This is a genomic window from Streptomyces sp. NPDC048644 (assembly GCF_043199105.1).
Classification (GTDB): domain Bacteria; phylum Actinomycetota; class Actinomycetes; order Streptomycetales; family Streptomycetaceae; genus Streptomyces.
Genome location: NZ_JBICVO010000002.1, coordinates 599,881 through 611,731, shown reverse-complemented (window position 1 = coordinate 611,731; position 11,851 = coordinate 599,881). Strand labels below are relative to the sequence as shown.

The 11,851-nt window shown below is 72.1% G+C and carries 8 protein-coding genes; 3 read left to right on the top strand and 5 right to left on the bottom strand.

Annotation, left to right across the window (positions count from 1 at the left end; translation table 11 throughout):
• Positions 1 to 25: 25 nt before the first annotated feature.
• Entirely contained in the window at positions 26 to 484 is a 459-nt protein-coding gene (locus ACGFNI_RS06915; RefSeq protein WP_393681288.1) for a MarR family winged helix-turn-helix transcriptional regulator, read from the bottom strand.
• A 108-nt stretch (positions 485 to 592) separates the two neighbouring features.
• On the opposite strand from ACGFNI_RS06915, the gene ACGFNI_RS06910 reads away from it, so the two are divergent.
• Positions 593 to 2,437 carry an ABC transporter ATP-binding protein gene (locus ACGFNI_RS06910; RefSeq protein WP_393681286.1) on the top strand — a complete coding sequence of 615 codons (1,845 nt, stop codon included), beginning with the start codon at positions 593 to 595 and terminating at the stop codon, positions 2,435 to 2,437.
• 119 nt (positions 2,438 to 2,556) lie between these two features.
• Positions 2,557 to 2,943 (top strand): hypothetical protein, encoded by a 387-nt coding sequence (locus ACGFNI_RS06905; protein WP_393681284.1) that lies wholly within the window; start codon positions 2,557 to 2,559, stop codon positions 2,941 to 2,943.
• 61 nt (positions 2,944 to 3,004) lie between these two features.
• Here ACGFNI_RS06905 and ACGFNI_RS06900 read toward each other — a convergent pair whose 3' ends face one another.
• Positions 3,005 to 6,199, bottom strand: a complete 3,195-nt coding sequence (locus ACGFNI_RS06900; protein ID WP_393681282.1) for a glycoside hydrolase family 2 TIM barrel-domain containing protein — start codon at positions 6,197 to 6,199, stop codon at positions 3,005 to 3,007.
• Between the two features lie 283 nt (positions 6,200 to 6,482).
• Here ACGFNI_RS06900 and ACGFNI_RS06895 point away from each other — a divergent pair, with 283 nt between their 5' ends.
• Positions 6,483 to 7,913, top strand: a complete 1,431-nt coding sequence (locus tag ACGFNI_RS06895; protein ID WP_393681280.1) for an MFS transporter — start codon at positions 6,483 to 6,485, stop codon at positions 7,911 to 7,913.
• Positions 7,914 to 8,212: 299 nt separating this feature from the next.
• Here the strand turns inward: ACGFNI_RS06895 and ACGFNI_RS06890 are convergent, their stop codons facing one another.
• From ACGFNI_RS06890 to ACGFNI_RS06880, 3 genes are all read right to left on the bottom strand, one after another.
• Positions 8,213 to 9,370: an NAD(P)-binding domain-containing protein gene (locus tag ACGFNI_RS06890; protein WP_393681278.1), complete on the bottom strand. Its 1,158-nt coding sequence runs from the start codon at positions 9,368 to 9,370 to the stop codon at positions 8,213 to 8,215.
• Between the two features lie 209 nt (positions 9,371 to 9,579).
• Complete coding sequence (locus ACGFNI_RS06885) at positions 9,580 to 10,773, bottom strand: LLM class flavin-dependent oxidoreductase (RefSeq protein WP_393681276.1); 1,194 nt, start codon at positions 10,771 to 10,773, stop codon at positions 9,580 to 9,582.
• A gap of 1 nt (position 10,774) precedes the next feature.
• Positions 10,775 to 11,824: an ABC transporter substrate-binding protein gene (locus ACGFNI_RS06880; protein WP_393681274.1), complete on the bottom strand. Its 1,050-nt coding sequence runs from the start codon at positions 11,822 to 11,824 to the stop codon at positions 10,775 to 10,777.
• Positions 11,825 to 11,851: the final 27 nt, after the last annotated feature.

Below are 11,851 nucleotides of genomic sequence, written 5' to 3'. Positions count from 1 at the left end.
CGACTCCTCCAGACGCAGGCTTTTCTCAGCAGCGCGGCCCCGGCCCGTCGACCAGGGTGGCCAGCAGACCGCCGAGCACCTCGCGCTGTTCCGCGGTCAACGGAGCCAGGATGTCCTCCGCGGCGGCCCGGCGCGCGCTGCGCAGCGCGTCGAGCGTGGCGCGTCCGGAGTCGGTCAGCTCGACGCGTACCACCCGGCGGTTGGCCGGATCGGGTGCCCGGCGGACCGCGCCGTGCGCCTCCAGGGCGTCGACCAGCGTCGTCACCGCCCGTGGCACCACTTCGAGGCGCTCGGCGAGGTCGGCCATCCGGGGCGGGGTGTCGCGGTGGTGGTCCACGATCCGCAGCAGCCGGGACTGCGCGGGGGTGAAGGCGATGTCCAGCTGCTGCATGCGGTGTTTCTGCGCGCGGTGCATCCGGCGGGTCAGCCGTACCAGTTGTTCGGCGACCTGGGAGGTGCTGTGCGTCGGCTCGGGGGAGGACATGGACGGAGGATAACAGGATCAAGTTCATTGTGAGTATAGGTAACAATGAGCTAGGCTCCATGACCGTCGCACGACGTCCGCCTCTCCGCACACCCTCCGAAGGAGCCCATGCGCCGCGAAGAATCCGAGTGGACCCCACCGCCCAAGGACCCGGACCAGCCGGTCCAGCTCCGGCGGATCCTGGCACTCTTCCGCCCCTACCGTGGCCGCCTGGCCCTCGTCGGCCTCCTGGTCGGCGCCTCCTCGCTGGTCTCGGTCGCCTCGCCCTTCCTGCTGCGCGAGATCCTCGACGTGGCGATACCCGGGCGCCGCACAGGACTGCTGACCCTGCTCGCCCTCGGCATGATCCTCACCGCCGTGACCACCAGCGTCTTCGGCGTCCTGCAGACCCTGCTCTCCACCACCGTCGGCCAGCGCGTCATGCACGACCTGCGCACCGCCGTCTACGCCAAGCTCCAGCGGATGCCGCTGGCCTTCTTCACCCGCACCCGCACCGGCGAGGTCCAGTCCCGGATCGCCAACGACATCGGCGGCATGCAGGCCACCGTCACCTCCACCGCCACCTCCCTGGTCTCCAACCTCACCTCCGTCGTGGCGACCGTCGTCGCCATGCTCGCCCTCGACTGGCGGCTCACCCTCGTCTCCCTGCTGCTGCTCCCGCTCTTCGTGTGGATCAGCCGCCGGGTCGGCAACGAACGCAAGCGGATCACCACCCAGCGGCAGAAGCAGATGGCCGCCATGTCCGCGATCGTCACCGAATCCCTGTCGGTCAGCGGCATCCTCCTGGGCCGCACCATGGGCCGCGCCGACTCCCTCACCCAAAGCTTCGCCGGCGAATCCGAGCGCCTCGTCGACCTGGAGATCCGCTCCAACATGGCGGGCCGCTGGCGGATGGCCACCATCGGCGTCGTCATGGCCGCCATGCCCGCGCTCATCTACTGGGCGGCGGGACTCGTCCTCCAACTCGGCGGGCCCGCCTTCTCGCTCGGCACCCTGGTCGCCTTCGTCTCGCTCCAGCAGGGCCTGCTGCGGCCCACCGTCTCGCTGCTGACGACCGGCGTCCAGATGCAGACCTCGCTCGCCCTCTTCCAGCGCATCTTCGAATACCTCGACCTGCCCGTCGCCCTCACCGAGCCCGCCGCACCGGTACGCATCGCCGCACCCCGCGGCGAGATCCGCTTCGAGCACGTCGGCTTCGCCTACGACGCCGCGGACGCGCCCACCCTCCAGGACATCGACCTGACCGTCCCGGCGGGCAGCAGCCTCGCCGTCGTCGGCGCGACCGGCAGCGGCAAGAGCACCCTGAGCTACCTCGTGCCGCGGCTCTACGACGCCACCGAAGGACGCGTCACCCTCGACGGCACCGACGTACGCGCACTCGACTTCGCCACTCTGGCCCGCGCCATCGGCGTGGTCTCCCAGGAGACCTACCTCTTCCACGCGTCGGTCGCCGAGAACCTCCGCTTCGCCAAGCCCGACGCGAGCGACGACGAGATCGAACGCGCCGCCAGGGCCGCCCAGATCCACGACCACATCACCTCGCTCCCCGACGGCTACGACACCCTCGTCGGCGAGCGCGGCTACCGCTTCTCCGGCGGCGAGAAGCAGCGGCTCGCCATCGCCCGCACCATCCTGCGCGACCCGCCCGTCCTGGTACTCGACGAGGCCACCAGCGCCCTGGACACCCGTACCGAACACGCCGTCCAGCAGGCCATCGACGCGCTGTCCCGAGGCCGCACGACGGTCACCATCGCGCACCGCCTGTCCACCGTCCGCGACGCCGACCAGATCGTGGTCCTGGACGGCGGGCGGATCGCCGAACGCGGTACCCACGACCAGCTGCTCGCCGCCGACGGACGCTATGCCGCACTGCTGCGGCGCGACGCCCACCAGGAGCCTGCCGACCGTGACGCACGCCTCACACCTGCCGGTGATCAGGTGGTGACCAGCTAAGTGACCCACGGGTAAGGTCGGGCTCGCGGCGGCCGGTTCAATGGTCGGGGTGGCCGCCGCACCCACCCTGCGTCCCGTCCGCCGTCCGCCCGCCCGACAGACCGTTCCGGGAGCACACCGTGGCAGCCACCGCACTCTCCGCCCGACTGCTGGCCCGTACGCTCGCCGCGGCCGGCGTCGCCCACTTCCTCGTGCCCAAGCCGTTCGACGCGATCGTGCCCCGCCAACTGCCGGGCAGCGCCCGCGCCTGGACCTACGCCAGCGGCGCCGCCGAACTCGCCGTCGCCGCCGCCGTCGCCCTGCCGCGCACCCGCAGGGCCGGCGCGCTCGCGGCTGCCGGGCTGTTCGCCGCCGTCTTCCCCGCCAACGTCCAGATGGCCTACGACTGGCGGCACCGCCCGGCCCCGCTCAAGGCCATCGCCTACGGCCGGCTGCCCGGCCAGCTCCCGCTCATCGCGCTCGCCCTGCACGCCGCCCGCACGGCGGGCCGGGCCCCCGCCGAGTAGCCACGCGCGGGCCACCCGGCGGCTGCGCGGCGTACGCACCGGCCGCCCGCCAACGGCAAGGTCACCCGGCGGACCCGCCCCGGGCGGGCGCGAGCCGGTAGCCGTAGCGGTACGTCCGGTCGGCGTGCAGCAGGTACTGCTCCAGCGGCGGCGCGCCCCAGGAGTCGTTGCCGCCCACCCCCATCTGCCGGTGATTGACGCCCAGATGGATCTCAGGGCGCCGCTTCAGCTCGTAGGGATGCAGCGGACCGTCCAGGTCGGCCGGGGTGTGGTGCAGCGCGCTCAGCTCCAACAGCGGTGCGTCATCGCCCGGTTCGGCGCTCACCCGCAGCCCGGTGCCGTCACGGGCGGTCAGCGATGCGGTGCGTACGTCGGTGACGTTGCCGGTCTGCTGGGGCCGCACGTACGGGCCGAACTGGGCGTCGACGGTGGAGCGGTGGCGGCCGACGAACGCCGCGGTGCGCCGGTCCCGGTAGTTCTCCTGCGGGCCCCGCCCGTACCACGTGAAGGTGTCGAGCCCAGCGGGTACCGTCAACAGCGCGCCGACCAGCGGAAGATCGGGCAGCAGCACGCCGGGGCGCAGGGTGTGCGCGATGCGCACCTCGCCGTCGCCGCGCACCGTGAACACCGTGTCCCAGTGCGAGACGGCGGGCGAGGTGGGCAGCGTGGCGGTGACCTCGACGGTGACTTCGGACGGGGACGGCTGGGCGGCCCGCACGCCGGTGACGGTGCGCCCGCTGCCCGCGTCGCGCCAGGTCCCGAGCGTGTTCTGGGCGCCGCGCCCGATGTCGTTGTCGGTGGGCGCCCGCCAGAAGTTGGGCACCGGGCCGCCGGAGACCAGGGTGCGCCCGCGGTGCCGGTAGGCGGTCAGGGTGCCGGTGGCCTTGTCCAGGACGACCTCGACGTCGCGGCCGGTGACGGTGACCTGCTCGCCGGTCTCGGTCAGCTGCAGCGGCGGCAGCGCCGACGGATCCGGATCCGCCGGTGCCTGGGTGTGCCAGGGCAGCGCGAACTGCTCGGCGGCGACGCTGTGTCCCGCGTCAGCCCAGCGCGCGTCGCGCCGGAGCACGAACGACAGATTGAGCCAGTACGCGGCGCCGGGCTCCGGGCGCGTCGGCCGCCGCAGGGGGATGCGGACGGTCGCGTCGGCGCCCGGCCCGGCGCTGGGCGCGGGCAGCGTGCCGTGCTGGATCCGCTCGCCGTCGCGGGTGACCTCCCAGCGCAGCTCGTAGTCGTCGAGACCGCGGAACAACTGCCGGTTGGTGACGGTGATCTGCGTCTTCGCCGGGTCGGCAGCGGCCATCCGGATCGCCTGGTAGACCTTCTTCACCTCGTGGATGGCGGGATGCGGGGTGCGGTCGGCGGAGACGATGCCGTTGCAGCAGAAGTTCTTGTCGGTGGGGTAGCCGGGCTTCCAGTCGCCGCCGTAGGAGAGGTAGCTGTGCCGCCGGTCGCCGGGGACCGGGAGGCGGATCGCCTGGTCGACGAAGTCCCAGATGAAGCCGCCGTGCAGGTTGGGGTAGCGCTCGAAGACGTCCCAGTACTCCTGGAAGTTGCCGGTGCTGTTGCCCATCGAGTGGGCGTACTCGCACAGGATGAACGGCTTCGGGTTGCCGGACTTTCCGTACTGCTCGACGCCGTCCGGCGCGGTGTACATCTCGCTGTGCAGATCGGCCACGTCGTTCATGCCCTCGTAGTGCACCGGCCGGGACGGGTCGCGGCCGTGCGTCCAGTCGGCCATCTTGCGGAAGTTGGCGCCCTGCCCCGCTTCGTTGCCGAGCGACCAGACCACCACGCTGGGGTGGTTCTTGTCCCGCTCGACCATCGAGCGCATCCGGTCCAGGCAGGCGTCGGTCCACTCCGGCAGCCCGCCGGGCAGCACCTCGCGCACGCCGTGCGACTCCAGGTTGGCCTCGCCGACGACGTACAGGCCGTACTCGTCGCAGAGGTCGAGCCAGTACGGGTGGTTGGGGTAGTGCGAGGTGCGTACCGCGTTGATGTTGTGCTGCTTCATGATGCGGACGTCCTGCCGCATCCGCTCCGCGGTGACCGCCTGGCCGTGGTCCGGGTCGGACTCGTGGCGGTTGACGCCGCGCAGCACGATCGGCTGCCCGTTGACGGTGAAGGTGCCGGGGCCGTGGGCGATGCTGCGGAAGCCGACCCGGGTGCGCTGGACGTCGACGGCACGGCCCGCCGCGTCGGAGAGCGTGACCACCAGGGTGTAGAGGTACGGGTCTTCGGCCGACCACAGGCGAGGGGCCTTGACGGCGGCGTGCGGGGCGACCGTCACGTCCTTGCCTTCGCCGAAGCCGACGGCGGCGGTCAGCGGCTTCGGCAGCACCTCCTTGCCGTCGGCGTCGTGGAGCGTCGCGGTCAGCCGGTGCGCGCCCGCGCCCGCCGCGCCCCGGTTGCGTACGGTCGCCCGCACGGTCAGTTCCGCGTCGCGCGGCGTGTCGTCAAGGGTGGTGCGTATCTCCAGGTCCTGGACGTGCACCGGGGGAATCGCGTAGAGGTAGACGTCGCGGAAGATCCCGGACAGGTCGATCATGTCCTGGTCCTCCAGCCAACTGCCGTCGGACCAGCGGTAGACCTCGACCGCCAGTGTGTTGCGGCCCGGCTTCAGCGCGTCGGTGATGTCGAACTCGGCCGGGGTGTAGCTGTCCTCGCTGTAGCCGATCCGCTCGCCGTTGAGCCAGACGAAGAACGCCGACTTCACGCCCTGGAAGGAGAGCAGGGTGCGGCGCCCGTCCCAGCCGCCCGGCACGGTGAAGGCGCGGCGGTAGGAGCCGACCGGGTTGAACCCCTCGGGGACGTGCGGCGGCACCGGCGTCTCGTAACCGGTCCAGGGGTACTTGATGTTGAGGTAGATCGGCTCCGGGTAGCCCTCGATCTCCCAGTTGGACGGTACGGGGATACGGTCCCAGCCGCTGTCGTCGTACCCCGGGTCGTGGAATCCGGCCGGCCGCTCGTCCGGGTTCTTGGACCAGTGGAAGCGCCAACTGCCGTTCAGAGATCTGTAGTACGGGGAGTCGTCGACCACGCCGGCCAGCGCCGCGCCGGCGTCCCGGTACGGGATCAGGCGGGCCCGCGCCGCCTCGCGGTTCACCTGGAAGACCTGCGGCTGCGCGTTCCACTCACCGCCCGTGCCCGCGGCCTCGGCGGCGAAGGCGCTCTTCTGCGCGGCGAACGCGGCCCAGCCCGCCAGAGCGCTGCCGGCGACCAGGAACGAACGGCGGGACATGCGGCGAGCAGGCATGCGACAACTCCGAACGTAAGGCAACAGGAAGCAGCAGGATCGAACACGGCGCGCCCCAATACAAGCCCCCGGTACGCCACTTCACCACGCGGCGCCGCCCGCCGGACGCGCTCCGTGACCCCGCGGGCGGACCGGCTCGCCCCGCCGCACGGCCCCGCATGTTGCCCACAGATTTCGGCCGCCCTCCGACCCTGGCGGCCACCCGCCCCCGCGGTACATGATCGCGTGTTGGACCGGCCCGCCCCCGGCGGCGGGCTCAGCCGAAGTACCCGAGCGGAGGACCATGTCGAGCGCGGAACACACCGGACCCTTGACGGAAACCGGGCCACCCGGCGCGCGCAGGCCACCGTCCCCACTGCGCCAGCTGGCCGCCGCGTCGGTGGGCAACGCCGTCGAGTGGTACGACTGGTACGCCTACTCGTTCCTCGCCGTCTACTTCGCGGAACAGGTCTTCCCCGAGGGCACAGGCAACTCCCTCGTCCCGCTGCTGTCGTCCTTCGCGGTCTTCGCCGTCGGCTTCTTCATGCGCCCGATCGGCGGCCTGCTGATGGGCGCGGTCGCCGACCGCCGTGGCCGCCGCGCCGCACTGACCGTCACCATCCTGCTGATGGGCGGCGGCAGCCTGCTCGTCGCCGTCACCCCCACCTACGCCACCGCAGGCGTCCTGGCCCCGGTCGTGCTGGTCGTCGCCCGGCTGATCCAGGGCCTGTCCGTGGGCGGCGAGTTCGCGGCCTCCACCACCTTCCTCGTCGAATCGGCAGGACCCGGCAGACGCGGCCTCTTCTCCAGCTTCCAGTACGTCTCCACCACCATCGGCCAGCTGCTGGCATCCGGCACCGCCGCGCTGCTGGCCACCCTGCTCACCGAGGAGCAGATGGGCCTGTGGGGCTGGCGGGTGGCGTTCATCGGTGGCGCGCTGCTGAGCCTGCTGGGCCTGTGGATCAGGCATGGTGCGCGGGAAACCCTTCCCCAAGCTCTCAGCTCCGTTCGAGCAGGGGAGGCCCCATTCCAAGCTCTCAGCTCCGTTCGAGCAGGGGAGGCCCCATTCCAAGCTCTCAGCTCCGTTCGAGCAGGGGAGGCCCCGACCGCCGCACAGCAGGCCGCCGCCCGTCCCGGGCTCTTCGAAGGGCTGCGCCGCTACCCCCGCCAGTCCCTGCTGATCTGCGGCATCACCGCGGGCGGCACCCTCGCCTACTACACCTGGACCACGTACCTGCCGACCTACGCGCAGGTCAACGTCGGTTTCGACAAGGGTGAAGCGCTCACCGTCGGCACCATCTCGCTGGTCTTCTTCGCGCTGTTGCAGCCGCTGGGCGGCATGCTCTCTGACCGCATCGGCCGCAAGCCGCTGCTGCTCGGCTTCGCGCTGGGCTTCGCGGTGCTCGCCGTGCCGCTGCTGCACCTGATCTCCGACACCTTCGTCTCGCTGCTGCTGGTGCAGTGCGCCGGCATGGTGCTGCTCACCGGATACACCGCGGTCGCCGCCGCCGTGAACGCTGAGATCTTCCCCGCACGGGTACGGGCCGCGGGCATCGGCTTCCCGTACTCGCTGACCGTCGCACTCTTCGGCGGCACCGCCCCGTACGTCGGCACGTGGTTCAAGTCGGCGGGCCACGCCGACCTGTTCCCCTGGTACGTCGCGGTGCTCTGCCTGGTGTCGTTCTGCGTCTACCTGGCGCTGCCGGAGACGGCGCGCACGACGATGGACAACTGACGCACGGCGCCGCCCCGGCACAACGGAAGGCGCCGCCCCTCCCTGGGACGGGGAGGAGCGGCGCCGTGGAGCACGGTCCGTCAGACGAGCCAACCCACGAAGTGGAGGACGCCGGCAAGCAGGTTGGTGAGGATGTCCATGGGGTGTGTTTCTCCTTGTGCGAATGTGCAATGTGGGACCAACTCTCCGGCCCAGCAAGGGATGTCGACCGGAGGCGCTGTGACGTTCTGCAGTCCGTCGCTTGCGCCCCGTAAGCATCACCCGGCGCGAGGTGCCCTGGAAACCCCTTTTGGCATCGATCACGCTTTCTGGCGAACACTCGATCCCGCGTTCGTGTGTTCCCATGCGGGAGTGCCGGGCCCCGGCTCGTCGGCTGGACCCAGCAGCCGCCGCAGATCGCGGACCGCGGCCCGGCCCGCCCGGTTGGCGCCGATCGTGCTCGCCGACGGCCCGTAGCCGACGAGATGGATCCGCGGGTCACGCACCACGCGGGTGCCGGCCAGGCGGATGCCGCCGCCCGCCTCGCGCAGCCGCAGCGGCGCGAGGTGGCCGATCGCCGCGCGGAAGCCCGTCGCGTACAGCAGAACGTCGGCGTCGGCCGACCGCCCGTCCGCCCAGACCACCCCGCCGGGAGTGACGCGCGCGAACATCGGCAGCCGCTCCAGTACGCCGCGCGCACGGGCCTGCCGCATCGCCTCCGTCATCGGCAGGCCCGTCACGCTCACCACGCTCTGCGGCGGCAGGCCCTCGCGCACCCGCTCCTCGACCCGCGCGACCGCGGCCCGGCCCTGCTCCTCACCGAGCGGGCCGTCGCGGAAGACCGGCGGGCGTCTGGTCACCCAGGTCGTGGCCGCCGCGACCGGCGCGATCTCCAGCAGCTGCTGGACCGCCGACGTCCCGCCGCCGACGACGATGACCCGCTGTCCGCGGAACGCCTCGGGGCCGGGGTACTGCGCGCTGTGCAGCTGCCGTCCGGCGAAGGTCTCCTGTCCGGGGACGCGCGGCAGGAACGGCCGGTCCCAGGTGCCGGTCGCGTTGATCAGCGCCCGGGGCGCGTACGTCCCGTCGGAGCTCTCGACGCGCAATCGGCCGCCCGCCCCCTCACGCACCGCCGCGACGTCCGCCGGCCGGTGCACCCGCAGTCCGAAGGCCCGCTCGTAGCGGTCGAAGTACGCGCCGATCACTTCCGACGAGGGCCGCGCGGGATCCGCTCCGGTCAGCTCCATGCCCGGCAGCGCGTGCATGCCGTGGACCTTGTCGTAGGTCAGGGTGGGCCAGCGGAACTGCCAGGCGCCGCCGGGGCGCGGCGCGTGGTCGAGCACCACGACGTCGCGGTCCGGTACGTAGCCGGCCCGCCGCAGGTGGAAGGCGGCGGCCAGGCCGGCCTGCCCGGCGCCGATCACGGCGACTTCGATCTCGCGCGCCGCGTCGTCGGGACGCCCTCCGCTGTAGTTCATGTTTCTACTAACTCGGGAGGGCGGTCAGGTCTTCCCGCCCGCGACCGTCATGGTGGGGGCATGACGGCCGCGGGCTCCGGCGCCGCCGGACGGGGCGGCCCGGACGCCGGGCCCGGCGCCGCTCCCGGGGCGCAGGACCCGGAGGTCGGAGGCTGTGTCCTGACCCCGGCCGACGTGCGCTGATCCGGCCGGGGTCAGGACGCAGGCCCTCAGCGCCCGCCGGCCACCAGCAGCGGAGCCCCGCCGGACGCGGACGCGGGCAGGCCGCCGCCCTGCGCGCCGTCCGGGCCGGCGTCGAGCAGGCCGCGCGCCGCCAGCTCGGGCCGTACGCCCTCGCCGAACCAGTACGCCTCCTCCAGGTGCGGATAGCCGGACAGTACGAAGTGCTCGATGCCCAGGGCGTGGTACTCCTCGATCCGGTCCGCGACCTGCGCGTGGCTGCCGACCAGCGCGGTGCCCGCGCCGCCGCGCACCAGACCCACCCCGGCCCACAGGTTGGGCGAGATCTCCAGCTTGTCGCGCGACCCGCCGTGCAGCGCCAGCATCCGCTGCTGGCCCACCGACTCGCTCTTGCCCAGGGCCTGTTGGGCCGCCGCGACGGTGTCCGGGTCGAGATCGCCGAGCAGCCGGTCGGCATTCGCCCACGCCTCCTTCGACGTGTCCCGGGAGATGGTGTGCAGCCGGATGCCGAACCGGACCGTGCGCCCTTCCCGCTCCGCGAGACCGCGAATCCAGTCGATCTTCTGCCTGACCTGCTCGGGCGGCTCGCCCCAGGTCAGGTACACATCCACGTTCCGCGCGGCGACCGGCCCGGCAGCCGCCGACGAGCCGCCGAAGAAGATCTGCGGCAGCGGATCGGGCGGCAGCGCCGTCAGGCCGCCCTCGACCTGATAGTGCTCCCCCTGGAAGTCGAACGGCGCACCGCCCCACACCCCCCGCACGACCTGGAGGAACTCATCGGTACGGGCGTACCGCCGGTCGTGGTCGAGGTGATCGCCGAACCGCTTCTGCTCGGTCGAGTCGCCGCCGGTGACCACGTTCAGCAGCAGCCGCCCGCGCGAGAGACGCTGGTACGTCGCGGCCATCTGCGCGGCCAGCACCGGTGAGATCACCCCGGGCCTGAAGGCCACCAGGAACTTCAGCCGCTCGGTGACCTGGGTCAGCGCCGTCGTCGTCAGCCAGGCGTCCTCGCACCACGTCCCGGTCGGCGTGAGCACCGCCTCGAAGCCCAACTGCTCGGCGGCCTTGGCGATTTGGGCCAGATACTCGATGTCGGGGCCGCGCACCCCGCGCACCGGTGTGATGCGGTCGCGCCGGACACCGCCGTCGGTGTAGGCGTGCCGGTCGACGAGGGTGCGCCCGTCGCCGCCGGTCGGCAGGAACCAGTGCAGGTGTACGGACATGTCAGTGGGCCTTTCCATAGGTGCGCGGCTCGGTGCCGGACGGCGGCAGGCCACCGTTGAAGCGCGGGTCGACGAACGCGCCGAAGTCGAAGGAGCGGGGGATGAGGTGGAACGCGGCGAAGGTGTCGACGATCTTCTGTTCCGAGGCGATTGCGTCCTTGTCCACGGCCACCTGCACCGCCGTGCCCCGGGTGCGTTTGACCGCGGCGAGCGCCACGTCCTTCGGCAGTCCGGTCTCCTTCGCCCAGACCTCGGCCCAGGCGGCCGGGTGTGCGTGCACCCAGTCCTGGGCCCGGCGCAGCCGCTGGATGTAGTCCTTGACCGCCGCCGACTTCTTCTTGTCGTTCAGCGCGGCGGGCGCGGCGACCTGGAAGCCCAGACCGTTGACCACACCCTGCCCGCTCGCCAGCACCCGCGCGTCGGCCTGCTCCAGCGCCTGCGAGGTGTACGGATCCCACACCGCCCAGGCGTCCACCTTGCCGCGGGTGAACGCGGCCAGCGCGTCGGCCGGCTGGAGGTAGCTGAGCGTGACGTCCTTGGGGGAGAGCCCGGACTTCCGCAGCTGGGCGAGGAGTTGGTAGTGCGCGGAACTGCCCTGCGCGACCGCGATCGACTTCCCCTTGAGCTGGGCGGCACGGTGCAGCGGCGAGTCCTTCTTCACCAGGACCGCGTCGCCGTCCGCCCTGCTGTGCGCCCCGGCGACCACCTTGATCTTCGACTTCGCCGCCGCCGCGAACACCGGCGGCGTATTGCCCACCGCGCCGATGTCGACGGCCCCGGCGTTCACCGCCTCAAGCAGCGGCGGCCCCGAGGTGAAGGTGGACCACTTGATCTTGTAGGTGAGGTCGTCCAGCTCCCCCGCGGCCCGCAGCACGGCCTCCGAACCGCCTTTCTGGTCACCGACGTTGAGGGTCAGCGACCCCTTTCCGTCGGTTCCGCTTCCGGTGCCGCCCGCCGAGCCGCCGGCCCCCGCCGCGCCATCGCAGGCGGCCAGCAGCAGGGCGAGCGGGAACAGCAGGGCCGGCGCGAGGTGCCGTGGTCGTGATCTCATCGACGTTCCGTTTCTCTTCTCGTGTGG